14 protein-coding genes and 1 pseudogene are annotated in these 19,158 nt (G+C 67.7%); 9 read left to right on the forward strand and 6 right to left on the reverse strand.

The window, feature by feature from the left end; translation table 11 throughout:
- Positions 1-10: 10 nt before the first annotated feature.
- The 6 genes from ACIP5Y_RS39640 to ACIP5Y_RS39665 are packed head-to-tail and all read left to right on the forward strand — an operon-like array spanning position 11 to position 13,580.
- Positions 11-6,445: a beta-ketoacyl synthase N-terminal-like domain-containing protein gene (locus ACIP5Y_RS39640; RefSeq protein WP_400357961.1), complete on the forward strand. Its 6,435-nt coding sequence runs from the start codon at positions 11-13 to the stop codon at positions 6,443-6,445.
- Positions 6,442-8,379, forward strand: coding sequence for a beta-ketoacyl synthase (locus ACIP5Y_RS39645; RefSeq protein WP_400357963.1), 1,938 nt, complete (start codon positions 6,442-6,444; stop codon positions 8,377-8,379). The genes ACIP5Y_RS39640 and ACIP5Y_RS39645 overlap by 4 nt, the downstream gene beginning before the upstream one ends.
- Positions 8,376-9,944 carry a PfaD family polyunsaturated fatty acid/polyketide biosynthesis protein gene (locus ACIP5Y_RS39650; protein ID WP_400357965.1) on the forward strand — a complete coding sequence of 523 codons (1,569 nt, stop codon included), beginning with the start codon at positions 8,376-8,378 and terminating at the stop codon, positions 9,942-9,944. Before ACIP5Y_RS39645 ends, ACIP5Y_RS39650 begins: the two co-directional genes overlap by 4 nt.
- Positions 9,941-11,623 carry an acetyl-CoA carboxylase, carboxyltransferase subunit beta gene (gene accD, locus ACIP5Y_RS39655; RefSeq protein WP_400357967.1) on the forward strand — a complete coding sequence of 561 codons (1,683 nt, stop codon included), beginning with the start codon at positions 9,941-9,943 and terminating at the stop codon, positions 11,621-11,623. Before ACIP5Y_RS39650 ends, accD begins: the two co-directional genes overlap by 4 nt.
- Positions 11,620-12,219, forward strand: coding sequence for an acetyl-CoA carboxylase biotin carboxyl carrier protein (locus ACIP5Y_RS39660; RefSeq protein WP_400357969.1), 600 nt, complete (start codon positions 11,620-11,622; stop codon positions 12,217-12,219). The genes accD and ACIP5Y_RS39660 overlap by 4 nt, the downstream gene beginning before the upstream one ends.
- Positions 12,216-13,580, forward strand: a complete 1,365-nt coding sequence (locus ACIP5Y_RS39665; protein WP_400357971.1) for an acetyl/propionyl/methylcrotonyl-CoA carboxylase subunit alpha — start codon at positions 12,216-12,218, stop codon at positions 13,578-13,580. The genes ACIP5Y_RS39660 and ACIP5Y_RS39665 overlap by 4 nt, the downstream gene beginning before the upstream one ends.
- Positions 13,581-13,610: 30 nt before the next feature.
- Here the strand turns inward: ACIP5Y_RS39665 and ACIP5Y_RS39670 are convergent, their stop codons facing one another.
- The 4 genes and pseudogenes from ACIP5Y_RS39670 to ACIP5Y_RS39685 all read right to left on the reverse strand — a co-directional run bounded on the left by ACIP5Y_RS39670 (position 13,611) and on the right by ACIP5Y_RS39685 (position 15,233).
- Positions 13,611-14,195, reverse strand: a complete 585-nt coding sequence (locus tag ACIP5Y_RS39670) for a DUF5753 domain-containing protein (RefSeq protein ID WP_400358087.1) — start codon at positions 14,193-14,195, stop codon at positions 13,611-13,613.
- A 72-nt stretch (positions 14,196-14,267) separates the two neighbouring features.
- Positions 14,268-14,498 (reverse strand): annotated as a pseudogene (locus tag ACIP5Y_RS39675) (helix-turn-helix domain-containing protein); the annotation flags it as partial.
- On the reverse strand, positions 14,447-14,977 hold the full coding sequence (locus ACIP5Y_RS39680; RefSeq protein ID WP_400357973.1) for a DUF6879 family protein: 531 nt from the start codon (positions 14,975-14,977) through the stop codon (positions 14,447-14,449). The pseudogene ACIP5Y_RS39675 and the gene ACIP5Y_RS39680, both read right to left, overlap by 52 nt.
- Positions 14,964-15,233: a hypothetical protein gene (locus ACIP5Y_RS39685; RefSeq protein WP_400357975.1), complete on the reverse strand. Its 270-nt coding sequence runs from the start codon at positions 15,231-15,233 to the stop codon at positions 14,964-14,966. The genes ACIP5Y_RS39680 and ACIP5Y_RS39685 overlap by 14 nt, the downstream gene beginning before the upstream one ends.
- Before the next feature lie 317 nt (positions 15,234-15,550).
- Between ACIP5Y_RS39685 and ACIP5Y_RS39690 the strand changes: the two genes are divergently transcribed.
- Positions 15,551-16,048, forward strand: coding sequence for a hypothetical protein (locus ACIP5Y_RS39690; protein WP_400357977.1), 498 nt, complete (start codon positions 15,551-15,553; stop codon positions 16,046-16,048).
- Here the strand turns inward: ACIP5Y_RS39690 and ACIP5Y_RS39695 are convergent.
- Together ACIP5Y_RS39695 and ACIP5Y_RS39700 are read right to left on the reverse strand one after the other, a co-directional pair.
- Positions 16,012-16,500, reverse strand: coding sequence for a hypothetical protein (locus tag ACIP5Y_RS39695; protein ID WP_400357978.1), 489 nt, complete (start codon positions 16,498-16,500; stop codon positions 16,012-16,014). The two genes, ACIP5Y_RS39690 and ACIP5Y_RS39695, sit on opposite strands and share 37 nt — an antisense overlap.
- Before the next feature lie 212 nt (positions 16,501-16,712).
- The gene (locus tag ACIP5Y_RS39700; protein ID WP_400357980.1) at positions 16,713-17,081 is read right to left on the reverse strand and encodes a VOC family protein; all 369 of its coding nucleotides are present in this window, start codon (positions 17,079-17,081) and stop codon (positions 16,713-16,715) included.
- Positions 17,082-17,143: 62 nt separating this feature from the next.
- Here ACIP5Y_RS39700 and ACIP5Y_RS39705 point away from each other — a divergent pair, with 62 nt between their 5' ends.
- On the forward strand, positions 17,144-17,602 hold the full coding sequence (locus tag ACIP5Y_RS39705; RefSeq protein ID WP_400357982.1) for a MarR family winged helix-turn-helix transcriptional regulator: 459 nt from the start codon (positions 17,144-17,146) through the stop codon (positions 17,600-17,602).
- Between the two features lie 222 nt (positions 17,603-17,824).
- Complete coding sequence (locus ACIP5Y_RS39710; protein ID WP_400357984.1) at positions 17,825-19,039, forward strand: dipeptidase; 1,215 nt, start codon at positions 17,825-17,827, stop codon at positions 19,037-19,039.
- Positions 19,040-19,158: the final 119 nt, after the last annotated feature.

Here is a 19,158-nt window from a genome sequence, read left to right on the forward strand (position 1 = left end):
AGGATCTTCTGTGACGGACGACAGACGCCTGGCGCGCGACCCGATTGCCATTGTCGGGATGTCGGGCCTGCTGCCCCAAGCACGTAATCATCGAGAGTACTGGCAGAACATCGTCGACGGCGTCGACTGCACCGAGGAGGTGCCGGGTTCCCGCTGGAGCCTCGACGACTACTACGACGCGGACCGGTCCACGCCGGACAAGACCTATTCGCGGCGTGGAGCTTTCCTGCCGGACGTCGATTTCGATCCGCTCGAATTCGGGCTGCCGCCGAATCAGCTCGAGGTCACCAGCACCATGCAGACGCTGAGTCTCGGCGTGGCACGGGATCTGCTGATCGATGCCGGGGCCACCGATTCACCGTGGTACGACCCGGTGCGCACCGGTGTGGTGCTGGGGACCACCGGCCCGGTGCCGCTCATGCATCCGCTGGCGGCGCGGCTGTCCACGCCGGTGCTGAAGGAGGCCGCGCGTTCGGTCGGCCTGTCCGATGCCGATGCCGATGCCATTGCCGATCGGTTCGTGGCCGCCTTCGCGCCCTGGGAGGAGAACTCGTTCCCGGGTCTGCTCGCGAATGTGGTTGCGGGACGGGTGGCCAACCGGCTCGGCCTGGGCGGGATGAACTGCACGGTCGACGCGGCGTGCGCGGCCTCGCTGGCCGCCATTCGCACGGCCATCGCCGAATTGCAGGACGGCCGCGCGGACATGATGATCACCGGCGGGGTGGACACCGAGAACACCATCTTCATCTACATGTGTTTCAGCAAGGTGGGCGCGCTGTCACCGAGTGGGCAGATCAGCCCGTTCGGCGCCGGCGCGGACGGCACCCTGCTGGGCGAGGGCATCACCATGCTGGCGCTGCGCCGGCTGGCGGATGCGCGGCGCGACGGGAACCGGATCTATGCGGTGATCCGGGGATTGGGGTCCTCCAGTGACGGACGGTCCAAGTCCATCTACGCCCCGCGCGCCGAAGGGCAGCGGATCGCGCTGGATCGCGCCTATGCCGACGCCGAATGCTCACCGGCCGATGTGGAGCTCATCGAGGCGCATGCCACCGGCACCGCGGTCGGTGACAAGACCGAGCTGAGCGCGCTGAAAGGGCTGCTCGCCGACGCTACTTCGGAGGCCCGCTTCGCCGCGCTGGGCAGCGTGAAATCGCAGATCGGGCACACCAAGGGTGCGGCCGGGACGGCGAGCGTCATGAAGCTGGCGCTGGCGCTGCATCAGAAGGTGCTGCCCGGCACCATCAATGTGGAGGCGCCGAACAGTGAAATCGCCGCCGAGACCGCGCCTTTCTACGTGAATACCCGCACCCGGCCGTGGATCCTGGATCCGCAGCGGCCGGTGCGGCGGGCGGCGGCCTCGGCGATGGGCTTCGGCGGCACCAACTTCCATCTGGTGCTGGAGGAGGCGGACTCCGAGCGGGACGCACTGCGGGTCCTGCACCGCACGCCGCGTGCGCACATCTGGCATGCGCCCGATGTGGCGGGCCTGATCGACGCGGTGCGCGGCACCGATGGCGGCGACGGCGGCGAGATTCCGGAGGACCACGTCCGCATCGGTTTCGTCTCGCTCGATGACGACACCGCCGCGGATCTGCGGGCGCTGGCCGTGGACGAGCTGGTGCGCAATCCCGAAGCGGCGCACTGGAATCACCCCGAGGGCGTGTACTTCCGTGCGGCGGCGCTGTCCGGCCGCAAGGTGGGTGCGCTGTTCGCCGGGCAGGGGAGTCAATACGTCGACATGGGACTGGATGCGGCACTGAACAATCCGCCGGTCGGCGCGGCTTTCGACGCCGCCAATGCGGCGTTCGCGGGTGCGCCGCGGCGGCTGGGCAGCGTGGTGTTCCCCGCGCCCGCCTTCGACGAGGGCACCAAGGCCGGGCAGGAGAATCTGCTGCGGCGCACCGAGTTCGCGCAGCCTGCGATCGGTGCGCTGGCGGCCGGGCAGTTCCGGGTGCTGAGCGAGTTCGGGTTCAGCGCCGCCGGCTACCTGGGCCACAGTTTCGGTGAGCTCACCGCGCTGTGGGCGGCGGGCGCGGTCGAGACCGACGACTTCTACGGTCTGGCGCGGGCGCGCGGCGCGGCCATGACGGTCGCCGAGGGGACCGACGCGGGCACTATGGTCGCGGTCGGCGCCTCACGTGCGGAGGTCGAGGCGGCCATTGCCGGGATCGACGATGTGTGGATCTGCAACCACAATGCGCCCGATCAGGTTGTGGTCGGTGGCGGCAGTGAGGGGATTGCGGCAGCGGCCGGGCTCTTCACCGAAAAGGGCTGGGTCACAAGGCAGTTGCCGGTCTCGGGTGCGTTCCACACCCCGTACGTCGCGCACGCGGTGACGGCATTCGGCGACGCGGTGGCGGGTGTGGAGATCGGCGCGCCGGACGCGCCGGTCTACGCCGATACCCGGGGCGCGCGGTACGGCGCGGATGCCGAAGAGAACCGGGCGACGCTCACCGCGCAGCTGAGCAATCCCGTCGAGTTCCACGATGCCCTGACCGCCATGCACGGTGACGGCTGCACGGTCTTCGTCGAGTTCGGCCCGAAGCAGGTGCTCACCTCGTTGGTGCGCCGCACCTTCGGCGATGACGTGATCGCCATCGCCACCGACTCCGGTCCGATCGGCAATGGCGATCTGGCCCTCAAGCGGGCCGCGGTGCAGCTGGCCGTACTCGGGTTCGACCTGCACGGTATCAACCGCTACGGGGCACCGGAGTCTGCTCGCCCCGCGAAGAAACCTGCTATGTCGGTGACCATTTCGGCGCCGGAGTATGTGCCCGACAGCCGCCGTGCGGCCTACGCGGCGGCGCTCTCGGACGGTTACCGCGTGAGCGTGGCCGGTCCGAGCGCGCCGCCTCTCGCGGCCGCTGCCTCGACCACGGCTTCGGCGCCTTCCGCGCATCCCATCATCACGGCTCCGGCGCTCGTCGACACTGCGGTCGGCGCCGCGCCGGCCACTGGCGCCGTCGCCACCAATGGCCACCAGGCGTCGCCGGTTCAGCTCGATCCGCACACCCCACCCAGCATTCTGGAGAACCGCATGTCCGCGGAACCGCAGTACCGCCTACCGGAGCCGAGCGCTCTGGACAGCGCTCTCGTGCAGCATCTGCACACTCACCGCCACTACCTGGACGGCCAGCTCGAACTGGCCCGCGATCTGGCCGGGGCCCTGAGCCACGGGCGGATCGACGAGCTCATGGTGCGTGCCATCGAAGCGGTGAAGGACCATGGCGTCGCGATCAGCGAAAGCCACTCCCGCGCAGGCGATGTGGTGGCGCAGCTGGCCGAGCTGGAGGGTGGCGCGCCGGTGAGCCGGCCGCGGACCGTCCCGGTCTACGTGGAGCCGGTGGCCACCGCGCCCGTGCAGGCCGTCGCGGCCGCGGCGCCTGCCGCGATCGCGCATGCCCCCGTGGCCGCGGTAGCGCCGTCGGTCCCGGAGATCGCTGTTGCGGAGATCGCTGTCCCGCAGCCGGTTACGCCGCCGCAGGCTCCGGCCGGGGCGGGTGTGGCCTCCGGTGATGCGTTGCGCCAGGCGCTGCGGGAAGTGGTGGCCGAGAAGACCGGGTATCCGGTCGAGATGGTCGATCCGACGATGGATCTGGAAGCCGATCTGGGTGTGGATTCGATCAAGCGGGTGCAGGTGATCGGTGCACTGCAGGAACGGTTCCCGGAGTTGCCGGTGCTCGGACCCGAGCAGTTGGGCACGCTGCGCACCCTCGACCAGATCGTCGACGAACTGGCCGGGGCCGACGGTGGCCCGGCGGTGTCCGCGCCTGCTGCGGTTATCCCGGTAGTGTCGGCGGCTGTCAGCCCCGCTGCGTCTCAGGCTGCGCACGGTGCGCTTTCCGGCGACGCGTTGCGCCAGGCGCTGCGTGAGGTCGTGGCCGAGAAAACCGGTTACCCGGTCGAAATGGTCGACCCGACCATGGACCTGGAAGCCGACCTCGGCGTGGATTCGATCAAGCGGGTGCAGGTGATCGGTGCACTGCAGGAACGGTTCCCGGAGCTACCGGTGCTCGGACCCGAACAGCTCGGGACGCTACGCACGCTCGATCAGATCGTGGGCGAGCTGGCCGGAGGTGATGTTCACCCAAAAGCTGAGGCCGCGGCGGAGGCGCCGCGGCACGTCGTGGAGCTCGTGGAGCTGGCGCCGGTGGATCCGGCGGTGGATCCGTACCGTCCGGCGGGGCATGCCGTGCTGGTGTGCCTGGATGACTCGGCCGAAACCGATTGCGAGGCAATCGAGGAGCTGCTGCGCGCTCGCAGCTGGTCGGTGCGCCGGGCCGCGGGCCCGGATGCGGTGACGGGGACCGGTCCGGTGGACGCCTGCGTGGTGGTCGCCGGTGTGGCGGGGGAGTGGGAGCAGGCGCAGCGCATTCTCACCGACGCCATCCTGGTGGCCGGGCAGGTGCTGCCCCGGCTGCGGGCGGCCACCGGTCGCGCCGGGTTCGCCACCGTGACCCGGCTGGACGGGCACCTGGGTTTCCGTGGCGATGCGGAGCCGGTCGCGGCCCTGCTGGGCGGTATCGGTGGTCTGGTGAAAAGCTTTGCGGCGGAGCAGCCGTCGCTGTTCTGCCGGGCGCTGGACATCGACGCGGCGGTCTTGCCGCAGCGGCTGGCCGAGCATGTGCTCGAGGAGTTGTGCGACTCGGCGTGGGATACGCCGGAGGTCGGTATCGATCATTCGGGTGCGCGCCGGACGCCGGTGCCGAGCCGCCACGATGCGGCGCGGACGGTCGAGATCGTCACTGCCGGTGCGGAATACGGGGCGGCACTGCTGACCGAACAGGACGTGCTGGTGGTGACCGGCGGCGCGCGCGGCGTCACCGCGACCTGCGTGCAGGAGCTCGCCACGGTGAGCAAGTGCCGCTTCGTCTTGCTGGGGCGGACCGCACTCACTACCGAACCCGATTGGGCGCAGGGCATTTCCGATGGCGAGCTGAAGCTTGCCGCGGTCCGGGCGCTCGCCGGGACCGGCGTCACTCCGCGTGATATCGACCGGGCATGCTCGGAGGTCCGTGCCGTACGCGAGATCCGTTCGACGCTGGACGAACTCGGTGATCGGGCGGACTACCTCGCGGTGGACGCGACCGATGCCGAGGCGCTGCGCGAGGCCCTCGCGCCGTGGCGCGAGACGATCACCGGTGTCGTGCACGGGGCCGGAGTGCTGGCCGATTCCTTCGTCCCCGACAAGACCGCCGAATCGATTGCCCGGGTGCTGCGGCCCAAGCTGGCCGGGCTCGCGGCGGTGCTCGCCGCGGCCGGTGAACCCCGGCACCTGGTGCTGTTCACCTCGGTGGCCGGATTGTTCGGCAATGCCGGGCAATCGGACTACGCGTCGGCCAACGAGGCCCTGGGCCGGTTCGCTGTCAGCTGGGCGGCCCGGCATCCGGACCGGTATGTGACCGCGCTCGACTGGGGCGCCTGGGACGGCGGGATGGTGACACCCGAACTGCGCGAGCACTTCCGGGCCCGTGGTATTCCACTGCTGGCGCCGGCGGCGGGTGCGGCGGCATTTACGGCACAGTTCACCGAGTCGCGCCGGACCGAGCCGGTATTGCTGGTGGGTGCGGCGACCGCGCTGTCGGAGGGCGGCCCCGCGCCGGCTCCGATCCGGGCGCGGCGCGGCCTGGCCGGGCTGATCGACGAGCCGGTAATCGCGGCGCATCGCATCGGCGAGCATGTCGTACTCCCGGCCACCTTCGGGCTGGGCGCCATGGTGAACCTCGCCGAACGGGCCCTTCCGGGTCGAATCGTGGTGGGTGCGAGGGACTTCCAGGTGCTCAAGGGCCTGGTGTTCGACCACCCGGTGACCGGACTGGACTTCGAGCTCGACCCCGCGGATCCGGTCGACGGCCGGATTGCCGTGCGGGCCACGGTCTTCACGGACTCGACGGCACGATTCCGGGCGACCCTGCTACTGGCCGATGCGCCGGAGCAAGCGCCGCGGAACGTCCCAGCCGACAGACTGGGAAGTGGCCATGACCGCGATGCGGCATACATCTACCGCGACGGGATCCAATTCCACGGACCCGCCCTGCAAGGGCTACGGTCGGTGCGCGTGGCCAGCGATGAGTTGCTGGTGGTGCAATGCGCACTGCCCGCGGACCCGGTGACGCTGGGCGCATATGCGGGCCGGCTGCACGATCCGGTCCAGGCGGATCTGATCCTGCAGGTTCCGCCGGCGCTCGGTCATCGCCTGCTGGGCGCGGCGTGCCTGCCGCTCGGCATCGGTCGCGTGGACTACTACGCGCCGCTGCCGTCCGGTGAGCCCTTCCTGGTGGTGACCGACAATCCGCGCGCCGCGCGGATGGAGGCCCTGATCGATGCGACAGCGGTGGCCCTGGACGGCACCGTGCTGCAACGGTTCTCGGATGTCACCGTGCTCACGACACCCGATCTGACGGAGAAGTTCCGATCCTCGGTGAGGCGGTGGACGGCATGACGGTACTGGAATTCGACGGGGTAGCCTTCGACCCCCTGAACGCGCCGCAGCAGACTGGGGCAGCCCAGGAACAGACTGACTCGGCCCGAGAGCAGGCTTCTTCCACCCTGGCCCCAGCTGCTGCGGCCATCGAAAATGCGAGGCCCGCAGGTGGTATCGATCCGATCGCGCAGATTCGCGCCGGTGTGGTCGCCGCGCACCGGTCCGCGCTGAGCGCTCAGACCGCCTTGCAGCGCGAGCTCTGGCGGCGGGCATTGCGACCGGCGGTCACGGACGCGCAGCCGGTGCACAGTGCACCCGAGGGCGCGTTCAAACCCCTGGCCCGCACCGGAAGGGCCCGGCTGGATCGGGAATCGTTGGTGCAGTTGGCCAATGGCGCGGTGAGCACGGTCTTCGGGCCCGCCTACCTACCGGACGGCGTCGAAGCCGTGGCGCGACTGGCCGGCACCACGCCGCTCGTACTCACCGAGGTCACCGGGCTGGAGCTGTACGGCGGCGCCGGCAAGGGCCGGGTGACGGCTCGATTCGAGGGCGATGCCCGTACGGCCGCCTTGCAGGCGGCGGAGGTGTACGCGCTCTACACCGGCATGCCGCTGTGCCTGTCCGGCAGCCTGCTCACGGGCGGGGCGTCGGAGTCGGCGCTCGGAACGATCAGCGGCACGGTCGAACTGGTCGTCGACAGCGCGGACCTGGTGCCGCGGCCGCACGTCCACGCCACGGCGTTCTTCGGCGAAGGGACCGAACCGATACGGGTCGCGGTCACTGTCGCCGAACCGCAGGGCGCCGATGTCGGTCCCGGCCACGCGGTTGCGGGGCTGCTGCTCAACGAATTCCATATGGCGCACCTGGCGCGCGGCGATCAAGCCATCGCCATGGGCCCGGAGTTCGCGCCGTACACCGGCGTGCGGGCGACTCGGCTGCCGACCGGCGGCCTGTTGCTGGTGGACCGGGTGCGCGATTTCGACGGCGCCCGCGGCAATCTCGAAACGGCCTCGTACACCACGGAATACGACTCACCCGCCGATTCCTGGTACTACGCGGACACGGCCAACGATTCCATGCCGCATTTCGTCTACATGGAGACCTCGTTGCAGGCGGCCCTGCTCATGGGCTACTACGCCGGGCCGACCCTGACCCAACCGGGCACCACGCTGAGCCTGCGGAATCTGGGTGGAACCGCGACGGTGCTGCGGCAGGTCGATCTGCGGGATGCGACGATCGAACAGAGTTCGCGTCTGCTGTCGACGACCATTCTGCCCGGATCGTCGTTGCAGACCTTCGATTACACGCTCAGTGTGGACGGCGAGCCGTTCTATCGAGGCGAGACCATGTTCGGCTACTTCAGTGACCAGGCGTTGGGCAACCAGACCGGTTTGGATGCTGGACGGTATGTGCCCTCGTGGCTGGCCGAACACCCGGAGGCGCGGCCGCGGGTCATCGATGTGGCGGCCCGGCGCGCGGATCAAGCGGCGCGGGCGTGCTCGCGGCGGAAGCTGGCGCTCATCGACCGCGTCGAGGTGGTCGATGAAGGCGGTAAATACCGTGCCGGCTACCTGCATTCCCTGCGCGCGATCGATCCGGCGGATTGGTTCTTCGCCCGGCACTTCCATCTGGACCCCGTGATTCCGGGTTCGCTCGGTGTGGAGTCGGTCATCCATGCCGTGCAGGAGTGGATGCTCGACGCCGGATTCGCCGACGGCATGGCCGATCCGGTGTTCCGGATTCCCCGGGATATCCCGTTCAGCTGGCGGTATCGCGGTCAGTTCCTGCCCACCGACGGCAGTGTCGAGCTGGAAGCGCACATCAAGTCGGTGCATCGCGGGCCGCGCGGGGCAACCGTCGTCGTGGACGGGTCGCTGTGGAAGCCGGGGCTGCGCATTTACGAACTCATCGACCTGGCGGTCGAGATCGCCGATCGAAAGGCGTTGCCGTGACCACTTTCCGGAATCCGGTCGTCGCGGAGACGGCCGGCGATATCGCCGCGGTCCTGCTCGAACTGGAGCGGCCGTGCTGGATCATCCGGCATGAGGGGCGGATGGGTGCCACCTCGGACGCGGGCGTGGCCGGTCGCGGGCAGATCCTGGCCGCGGTGCCGCCCTTGGCGCCGGAGCGGCTGGGGGACAGTACCTTCAGGTCCTTCCACGGGGTCCGGGCGGCGTATGCGGCGGGCGCCATGGCCAATGGCATCGCCTCGCCCGCGCTGGTCATCGCCATGGCGGAGGCCGGATATCTGGCCAGTTACGGTGCGGCCGGGGTACCGCCGGCGGGGATCGAGGCGGCGCTGGCCGAGCTCTCGCGGCGGCTGACGGGTAAAGCGTTCGCCTGCAATCTGATTCACAGCCCCTCCGAGCCCGCGCTGGAGCGGGCGATCGTGGATGCCTGCCTGCGTCATGAGGTGCGGTGTGTGGAGGCTTCGGCGTTCATGGACCTCACCGCCGAGGTGGTGCGTTATCGGGCGCTCGGGCTGACCGTCGATCCGCAGGGGCGCATCGAATGCCGGAATCGGGTGATCGCCAAGGTATCCCGGGTCGAGGTGGCCGAGCTGTTCCTGCGTCCGGCGCCCGCGCGGCTGCTGCAGACGCTCGTGGCGGACGGCCGCATCAGCAGTGCGCAGGCCGAGCTGGCCGCGCGGGTGCCGATGGCGGATGACATTACGGCGGAGGCGGATTCGGGCGGTCACACCGACCGCAGGCCGCTGGTGGTGCTGCTGCCGGAACTGGTCGCCGCCCGGGATCGTATTGCCCGCGAGGTGCCCGCTGCTGCGGCGGTTCGCATCGGGGCTGCCGGCGGCATCGGTACCCCCGATGCCGCGGCTGCCGCGTTCGCTATGAACGCGGCGTATGTGGTCACCGGATCGGTGAATCAGGCCGCGCGCGAGGCGAATCAGTGCGAGGCCACCAAGAACCTGCTGGCCACTGCGCAATTCGCGGACTGCATCATGGCGCCGTCCTCGGACATGTTCGAACTCGGTGTGCAGGTGCAGGTGTTGCGTCGCGGCACCATGTTCGCCTCCCGGGCGCAGCGGCTCTACGACCTGTACCGGGGTTACCCCGGGATGGACGCTCTGCCCGCCGAGGTGCGGAAGGACCTGGAGGCCAAGCTGTTCCGCCGTCCACTGGAAACGGTGTGGCAGGACTGCGTCGCCTACTTCACCGAGCGCGATCCGGCGCAGCTGACGGCGGCCGAGGGTGACGAGAAGGCCCGGATGGCGCTGGTGTTCCGCTGGTATCTGGGCTTGTCCTCGGGCTGGAGTATCCGCGGCGAAGCGGATCGGGCGCCCGACTACCAGATCTGGTGCGGGCCGGCCATGGGCGCGTTCAACACCTGGACGGCGGGCACCTACCTGGCCGCGCCCGGCAATCGCGCGGTCGCCGATATCGCGGGGCAGCTCATGCGGGGCGCGGCCTATCTGACCAGGGTCGCGCAATTGCGGGCCGCCGGTGTGCGGCTGCCGGCCGAATGCGCCCGGTACGTGCCGCGTCCTCTGGAGGAACGATGACCATTCTCGAAACCGGCACGGCCGCGGGCACCTCCTGGATGGTGTGCCCGGGGTGTGGGTCGATGATCTACGTCAAACGCTACGAGCGCAGTGACCGCGTCTGTCCCGAGTGCGACAGTCACGGCATGCTGACCGCCGCGCAGCGCATCGAGCTGCTGCTGGATCAGGAGTCGGCGACGCCGATCGAGCATGCCGAGACGGTGCCGGATCCGCTGCAGTTCAATGATTCTCGCCCCTATCCGGAGCGGCTGGAGGATGCCCGCCGCCGGACCGGGATGACGGACGCGATCAGCTGTGTGCGCGGCACGCTCGGTGGTGTCCCGGTCGTGGTGGCCGCCATGGACTTCCGATTCCTCGGCGGCAGCCTGGGCAGTGCGGTCGGTGAGGCGGTGACGGCGTCGGCGGAAGTGGCGCTGGCCGAACGTCGTCCGCTGATCCTGGTCACCGCCTCCGGTGGGGCGCGCATGCAAGAAGGCATTGTCGCGCTCATGCAGATGGCCAAGACCAGCCGGGCACTGCGTCGCCTGGACGAGGCGGGTGTGCTCACCGTTTCGGTCATCACCGATCCCACCTACGGCGGGGTCGCGGCCTCCTACGCCACCTCGACCGATGTGATCGTCGCCGAACCCGGTGCGCGCCTGGGCTTCGCGGGCCCGCGGGTGATCCGGCAGACCATCGGCCAGACGCTGCCGGCCGGCTTCCAGACCGCGGAGTTCCTGCTGGAGCACGGCATTGTCGACATGATCTGCCACCGGTCGGGCCTGCGTGATCGGCTGATCCGGCTGGTGGGCATGACCGTGCGTTCGGCGCGGCCGTACACCAACGACGCGGAAGCGGTCATCACCGATCCGGCCGCATTGCCGACCGCTGATGCCTGGGATCGGGTGCGGGCGGCTCGGCGGCTGGGCCGCCCGACCACGCTCGACCATCTGGCCGGTGCGTTCGAGGAGTTCGTCGAACTGCACGGCGACCGCATGAGCGCCGACTGCCCGGCCATGATCGCGGGCCTCGCCCGGCTGGACGGTGTTCCCGTGGCCGTGGTCGGCACGCAGAAGGGCCATACTGCCGCCGAATTGGCCCAGCGCAACTACGGCATGCCGACGCCGTCGGGATATCGCAAGGCCGCGCGGGTATTCCGGCTCGCGGCCAAGCTCGGGCTGCCGGTCGTAACGCTCGTCGACACCGCGGGCGCCTACCCGGGCATCGAGGCCGAGGAACAGGGCCAGGCGGTGGCCATTGCCGAGAACCTGAAACTCCTTGCCGGACTGTCTGTTCCGGTGGTCGCGGTGATCACCGGTGAGGGCGGCAGCGGGGGAGCGTTGGCGCTGGCCGTGGCCGATCGGGTGCTGGTGTGCGAGAACGCCGTGTACTCGGTGATCACCGCCGAGGGTTGTGCTTCCATCCTCTGGCAGGACGCGTCGGCCGCGCCCCGCGCCGCGCGCGCACTGCGGGTGGATTCTGCCGCCCTGCTCGAACTCGGGATCGCCGATGCGGTGATCCCCGAACCCGAGGGCGGTGCCGATACCCATCCCGCCGCCGCGACCGCCCTGCTGCGCCGCGCGGTCCGCCAGGCCGTGCACGAACTGCGCGCCTGGTCCACCAGCGACTTACTCGCTCACCGGCATGCCCGCTTCCGAGCCTTCGGCGTGGCGCGAAACGATCTTCAGGAGAACCGATGACCGAGTCCGGCATCACCGAAACCCTTGTCCCCTTCGATATTCCGGCCGGTGGCCGTGCCGTGAGCGCCGCGGAAGCCGATCACAGTCTGGCGGTGCTCGCCCGGCATGCGCTGACCGTCCGGGCCGGGTCGGCGCCTACCACGGTGACGGTGGCCAATGGGCCTGTCGTGCTGCGGGTCAGCTGGGAGTCGGGTCGTGCGGAGGCCGTGGCGGCCGATGCGCGGTATGCCGAGAGTGGCTCGTCCGCCGGGGTTTCTACGGTGGAGCGGGTCGCGCCCGGTGCCGGCTCGGCCGGCGAAACCGGTGCGGCCAATGGAAATGGTGCGGTCAACGGAAATGGCGCACAGACAGCCACATTCACGCTGACCGCGGAGACGGTGGGCGTCTTCTACCGGGCCTCCGAGCCGGGCGCGGCGCCCTTCGTCACCGAGGGTGACCCGGTACGCGCCGGTCAGCAGGTCGCCATCGTCGAGGCCATGAAGCTCATGATTCCGGTGACGGCCGCTCGCGAGGGTGTCGTAGCCGAATTCCTGGTCGAGGACGGCGAATCCGTCGAGCACGGCCAGCCGCTCATCGTGTTCGAGGCGCTGCGATGACGCGTCCCATCCGCAAGGTGCTGGTGGCCAATCGCGGCGAAATTGCCGTCCGGATCCTGCGCACCTGCGCCGAACTCGGGATCGCCACGGTCGCCGTGCATTCGGCCGCCGACCGCGATTCCCTCGCCGTCCGGATGGCCGACGAAACGGTCCAGATCGGCCCAGGCCCCGCCAAACGCAGCTACCTCTACATCCCCGCGATCATCGAGGCAGCCCGCGCCACCGGAGCCGACGCAATTCACCCCGGCTACGGATTCCTCTCGGAGAACCCGGATTTCGCCGAAGTCTGCGAGGCCGAGGGCCTGATCTTCATCGGCGCCCCCGCCGAAGTGATGGCGCGCCTGGGCGATAAGTCCACCGCCCGCGCCCTCATGACCGACGCGGGCCTCCCGCTGCTCCCCGGCAGCCTGGACCCGGTGGAATCGGTCGACGAAGCACGAGACCTGGCCGGCGACATCGGCTACCCGGTAATCCTCAAAGCGGTAGCAGGCGGCGGCGGCCGCGGCATGCGAGTAGTCCGCGACCCCGCCGATTTCGCCACCGCCTGGCAGCAAACCCGAGCCAACGCCACCGCCGTATTCGGCGACGGCCGCCTCTACCTGGAGCGCTACCTCGAACCGGCCCGCCACGTAGAAGCCCAGATCCTCGCCGACACCCACGGCACCGTCATCCACCTGGGCCTGAGAGACTGCTCCCTGCAACGCCGCCACCAGAAACTGGTCGAAGAGGCCCCCGCCCCGGGCCTGTCCACGGACCTGGCCGAGCGCATCGGCGCCGCAGCCGTTCTCGGCGCGAAAGCAGCCGGCTACGTAGGCGCCGGAACCGTCGAATTCCTCCTCGACGCGGAAGGCAACTTCTACTTCATGGAAGTGAACTGCCGCCTCCAGGTAGAACACCCGGTAACTGAAATGATCACCGGCACCGACCTGGTAGCCGAGCAGATCCGCATAGCCGCCGGCCACCCTCTGACCATCCCGCCCGGCGGCAACCCCACCGGCGTATCCATCGAATGCCGCCTCAACGCCGAAGACCCCGACCGCGACTTCGCCCCCACCCCCGGCACCCTCACCGAATGTATTCTCCCCGGCGGCCACTTCGTCCGCACAGATACCCATATCCACCCCGGCTATCCCATTCCCCCACACTACGATTCCCTCCTCGCAAAGGTCATAGTCTGGGCCCCCGACCGCCCCACCGCCATCGCCCGCATGCGCCGCGCCTTAGCAGAAACCACCATCCAAGGCCCAGGCATAGCCACCACCACCGACTACCTCCACGACATCCTCGACCACCCCCGCTTCCGCACCGCCACCCACGACACCTCCCTAATCGGCTCCCTCACCCCCCAACCCACCCCCTGAAACCTTCCACAGCACTGTTGAACTGGGCCATTACCGCCGTCGGTCGAGCGCCGAGGCGATCAGGCGGCGTGCCGGCTCTCCGTAGACCGTTTGGCCGACCAGGGTGTCGAAAAGCTTGCCGTACAGCGCGAGCTCGCGGGGCTGGGTGATCGTCAGCTCGGCGGTCACCGTCTCCACGATCGCTAACCTGTTGTCGTAGAGGACGAAGCTGTTCATCATCGTTTCCCAGACGGCAGTGCGGGGCAGGATGCCCAGCTGTACGCGCGGCAACGCCATCGCCGTCAGCAGCCGATCGAGTTGTTCGACCATCACCGAATCGTCCCCGGCTGTCGTGTAGAGCGCCTGTTCGGCGATCACGAACGAGAAGCGGCGGGTTCCGCGATACAACACCTGTTGGCGCTCTATCCGCGCCGTCACACCGTCTTCGAGGTCGTTGGGGATGTCGTAGAACCGGATGATCCTGCTCAGGATCCATTCGATGTAGCCGGGGGTCTGCAAGAGCCCCGGGATGATCGTCGGCTCGAACCATCGCATGATCTTGGTTTCGCCCTCGATGTGAGAAAGCATCCGTTGACGACGGCGTGTGCCGGTGCCCAGTACTCGGCGGAATTCCATGTAGGCGGCCTGGATGTTCCGCAGGGACGCGATCAAGTCCGGGAGCTGGTCGAGGCTGTCGGTGAGTCTGCACCAGGTCCGGAGGTCCGCCTCCGAGGGGGTTTGTTTGCCGTATTCGATTTTGCTGGTTTTGGATTCGTGCCAGCCGGCCAGCTCGGCCAGTCTGCGGCCGGTCAGGTCGGCGTCGCGGCGAAGCTCCCGGAGGCGTGCTCCGAGAGCTTCCCGCTGTTCGTGTGCGGCGCCGCTATGAGTCACTCCGTAACCGACTTCTGGAAGTCGCGGTACGGAACGGCCAGCTCCCACACGTAGTCTCGAACCTCCTTGCAATAGGCCACGATTCGCGGATCGCTGGTGAGGGCTCCGCCCACCCAATTGCCTACGATGTCGAACACTGTGTACGACACGATCGAGTCGTCGATCAGCCACCAGTCATCGGCGGTCAGTCGATGCGAGTCGGTCAGATGCCTCGGCAGGTATCGAACATCTTCTCCGGCATCGGCGTTGTTCTCGGTGATCTCCAGCATCCAACGTTGGTAGTCGGTCAGGGGGACCGTGACGACCCGCGCTCGACGCACCACTGCGCCGCCGGCGGTGATGTCCCGGATCATGCCCAGCCAATCCTCGAACCAGGCGTAATCGTCTTCCGGACCTTCGGCCAGCCAGTTGCGGTACGGCTGATCGCCTCCGGGGGACTCGTAGTCATCCAGCAACTCGAGATGGAACGCCTCCTTCTCGGCGCCGCGGATCAGGTTGTTGACGCCCTCGATATCAAGCAGCTGCACCGAAGTACGTCCTCTTGCGGCGAGGTACCACGATCGCGGTCTCGTTCTCCTCCAGCCTCAGCGCCATGATGGTCTCCTGGTCGTTCACCAGCTCCCCGCACAAGGTGAACGTGCCGCGACCTGTATCGGCGAGCGGCACACCGACGTATCGGTCGTGCTCGGCGAATCCGAGCAACCCATGGGGTATTTCGACCGTGGCCGCGGTTCCCGTCACCCAGCCCACGATTACGAACGCATCGGGATCGGTTTCGTACAAGGCCGGGCACCCACCGGACGGCGATCCACTTCGACCCAAGAAACGTAATGACTGCAACATGATCAGTCCTAGTCTTCAGGTGTGCGTGGGCTACCTGCCCACCTATGCCATGGTCCCCGCCATTCGCGGGTTTCGGTCCAGAACAACACCCAATTCGCAAACTGAAGCAAGTTCCTGGATCCAGGGCGACTTGCCTCTCTAGCGTCGGAAGTCGCTCTCAGAGAGGTCGGACGCTCGCGGTCCCTGAGCCGGTGCACCAACGGCGGAGAGGGCTCGAAATGAACCGGTATACGCGGCTCTACCAATTCCCTGGCGGCGTGTTCGAACTCCAGGGCACCGACGACGAGCCCGAGGACTACGAGGGGTTCTACCTCCAGTTCCACGACTTCTTCGCACTCGACGGCCACGAAGACGGAGGGGCGGTAATGCGTTACAAGCCAACGGCTCTCGGCTACGTTCGAACAGATACGTGTGGGATAAGCCAACTCTGGGATGAATCGCAGATCCGCAAGCTTGCTGCCCGGCTCGGTTACGACTTCTCCGGCATGATCGTCTACGACCCTGCAACCGAGCGACCCGCGTTAGCCCGCCTGAAAGCCCAAGCCACCCGATTGGACGCCGAGGCAGTTATCGTCCCCAGTCAGGCGCACTTCGAAGGCGGGGAGATACCAGGATCTCTGGTTCAACAGGTCGATGTGATCACCGTGAGCCCCGAAGAGACCTACGCCCGGCGGGCTTCGATCTCCGGCGATTCGCCCTTCACCGCTGGCAGCAGTTCTCAGGGGAGGGTTTGGAGGGGGCCTTCGGATTTGTAGGTGGTGTCATTGTCTCCGGAACTGTCGCACTCCCACAGCACCATTGTGTTGGGCGGGAACTGGAGGTCGGCGGACGGTACCCAGGGCACCGAGTCCAGCATTGCGGAGCCTGTCGAGACGTGGTTCTTACTCACCTGGGCCGTCAGAGAAACGGGCGGGACGATGCTCATGCCCTTGCAGGTCCATGCCGAACCGTCGGCGGGAGCATCGACGTGAATCACGCCGTGCGGCATGAGCGTTATCGTCGGCGGCTGCGGCGCCGGCGACATCGAGCTGCCCGAATTCGCGGCGAAGCCCGTTCCTGAACCGGAAACCCCCAACGACACCAGCGTCGAAGCCAGCAGGCCCACGCGGAAAACGGTCCGTACCAAAACAACTCCCCAGATCAGGTTCATCACGCCGAACACGGCGTGCAGCAGAAAATCTACCCGATCTTGGATCGCGGATCCCATATCGGTTGTCTGTCATCGGAGCCCGGCGACCCGATCCGACCATTGCACCGACATCATCGCCGGCCACCTCGAACTCACCGCCCGGGTCGACGATCGGAACCGCTGGGATGCACAAGAATTCACGCCGAATCATTCAGTCGGCGCAGCGACGAACGGCGATCGAGCTGTACACCATGACGCGCCTCGAAAGGCCGTTGTGGTCGTTCGGCCTATCAGGCGCGGTCGTGGAGCGTGATCTGGTAGCCGTCGGGGTCGGCGAAGGTGAATGTCCGACCGAAGGGGCCGTCGATCGGTGCGGAGACGATGGTGTGGCCGTCGGCGACGAGAGCGTCGTGAATGGCCTGGACGTCTGTGGCGTGGAGCCAGATCGCGGCACCGATACCGGGCTGGGTGACGGATGCGAGATCGGTGCCGGGAACGACGTCGCGGAGTGCGAATGCGATCGGCTTCGTCTCGAAGACGACGGCGTGCGGAGGTCCGGTCTGTGAGCGGACGAGGCCAAGGTACTGCTCGTAGAACGTCCGCGAAACGTCGAGGTCACGCGCCTGGAGCGAGATGAAGTCGGGTCCGGTGACGGGCATGATGATGCTCCTTCCTTCGTGTCAGTATTCTGACACGCATCAATCTATGTCAGAATACTGACATGAGTCAAGACGAGATCGGCGTCGACCTGGAGACGTCACTGGGCTACCTGCTGAAAGAGGCATCGAGCGCGCTTCGCGTGGCCATGGAGGAGGTGTTGCGGCCGCTCGGAATGAGCGTGACTCACTACTCCTGCCTCGAACTGCTGGCGCAACGACCGGGCTTGTCGAACTCGGAGCTCGCGCGGGGCGCGTTCGTGACACGGCAGTCGATGAACGTACTGCTCCAGGCCCTGGAACGAGAGGGGCAGGTGACCAGGCCTGCGGAGGCACCCGTCGGAAAGGTTCTTCCCACGCGGCTCACACCTCGTGGGCGACGGAAGCTCGAGAAGGCGACCGTAGTGGTCCGGTCCGTCGAGGTCAGAATGCTGGCCGGCATGACCGAGGCCGAGCAGTCAGGCGCGTTCCGGATGCTGCAGAGCATGATCCATTCCCTGCGCGATGGCAACGACGGTGCATAGCTCGCTCCCCGCGGCTACTGAGAGTGCATTGACGGAAAGAAGGTGGTGGCCTTCGTATCCGGTCTCGGGTCAGCGTCGAGTTGCCGAGCCTCGCATCTGGTGGACGGGATGACCTTCGGGTCGGAACCTGTTTGGCTGCTGGGCCTTTCGTCTGCGCCGTGCTGTCGGGTGTTTCGCGTGCGGGGCTCGACGCGGATATGGGAGCGCGTATAGAACGGGGTGGTGACATCTCACTTTCTCGATCGCGCGCACGCCGTCCTCCGCGACACCCCGGTGGTGGACGGCCACAACGATCTTCCGTGGGCCATGCGCACCCAGGCAGGCTATGACCTCGATGCTATCGACCTGGCATCGGACCAGAGCGCACGATTGTCCACCGATCTCGATCGGCTCCGAGCCGGTGGAGTCGGCGCGCAGTTCTGGTCGGTTTATGTGCGTTCCAACCTCGCCGGCGACGCCGCGGTCAGCGCCACTCTCGAGCAGATCGACTTCGTTCGATCGCTGACCGAGCGATTCCCGGATCGGCTCCAATTGGCCTACACCGCTGACGATATGGAGGCCGCTCGCGCCGCAGGCCGGATCGCCTCGTTGATGGGCGCCGAGGGCGGGCACAGCATCAACTGCTCGCTCGCGACTCTGCGCGCACTACATCGGCTGGGTGTGCGGTACATGACCCTCACCCACAACGACAATGTGCCGTGGGCCGATTCGGCGACCGACGAGCCGAAGGTCGGCGGCCTGAGCGCGTTCGGCGAAGAAGTAGTGCGGGAGATGAACCGCATCGGCATGCTGGTAGACCTCTCCCACGTTTCACCGGACACCATGCGCGCGGCCCTGGCGATCTCCGAAGCGCCAGTGCTGTTCTCACACTCCTGCGCCCGCGCGCTCTGCGACCATCCACGCAACATCCCCGACGATGTCCTGGCGACGCTGCCCGCCAATGGCGGCGTAGCGATGGTGGCTTTCGTCGGATACTTCCTACAGCCCGCCGCCAAAGACTGGGAGGCGCAAGCCGGCGAGTACCTAACCGTCCACGGCTTCGAGCGTGCGGATCACTCACCCGAGGCGACGGCATGCCGACAAGCATTCGAGGCCACTCATCCGCGCCCACAACTGACGGCAACCGCCGTCGCCGACCATCTCGAATATCTGCGAGAGCTGGTGGGAATCGACCATATCGGCCTCGGCAGCGACTTCGACGGCACCGACTACCTACCCCGCGATCTGAGCGACGTCTCCGGCTACCCGAACCTGCTCGCCGAGCTGCTCAGTCGCGGCTGGTCCGAACCCGACATCGGAAAACTGACCTGGCACAATGCCGTTCGCGTCCTTCGTGACGCGGAAACCATCGCCCGCAACCTCCAACCCACCCGCCGCCCCTCGATCGCCACCATCGACCAACTCGACGGATCTGCGCACTCTCGTATATCCAAGTGACGCTGCGATATTCGGGATTCCTGCAGACGTTGGGTGACGGCACGCTGTCGGCGACCGAGTAAGATTTGATCACGCATCACAGCCATGGCCCGACCCGTAGGCCGCGCTGGTAGACGAGG

The organism is Nocardia sp. NPDC088792, from assembly GCF_044750615.1.
Taxonomy (GTDB): Bacteria; Actinomycetota; Actinomycetes; order Mycobacteriales; family Mycobacteriaceae; genus Nocardia.

What these genes read in the sequence shown, in the direction of transcription:
- ACIP5Y_RS39670 (WP_400358087.1), bottom strand. Translation starts at nt 14,195, where the DNA reads ATGGAATTCCGCCGAGTACTGGGCACCGGCACACGCCGTCGTCAACGG.
- ACIP5Y_RS39645 (WP_400357963.1), top strand. Translation starts at nt 6,442, where the DNA reads ATGACGGTACTGGAATTCGACGGGGTAGCCTTCGACCCCCTGAACGCG.
- ACIP5Y_RS39700 (WP_400357980.1), bottom strand. Translation starts at nt 17,081, where the DNA reads ATGCCCGTCACCGGACCCGACTTCATCTCGCTCCAGGCGCGTGACCTC.
- ACIP5Y_RS39705 (WP_400357982.1), top strand. Translation starts at nt 17,144, where the DNA reads ATGAGTCAAGACGAGATCGGCGTCGACCTGGAGACGTCACTGGGCTAC.
- ACIP5Y_RS39695 (WP_400357978.1), bottom strand. Translation starts at nt 16,500, where the DNA reads ATGGGATCCGCGATCCAAGATCGGGTAGATTTTCTGCTGCACGCCGTG.
- ACIP5Y_RS39665 (WP_400357971.1), top strand. Translation starts at nt 12,216, where the DNA reads ATGACGCGTCCCATCCGCAAGGTGCTGGTGGCCAATCGCGGCGAAATT.
- ACIP5Y_RS39660 (WP_400357969.1), top strand. Translation starts at nt 11,620, where the DNA reads ATGACCGAGTCCGGCATCACCGAAACCCTTGTCCCCTTCGATATTCCG.
- accD (WP_400357967.1), top strand. Translation starts at nt 9,941, where the DNA reads ATGACCATTCTCGAAACCGGCACGGCCGCGGGCACCTCCTGGATGGTG.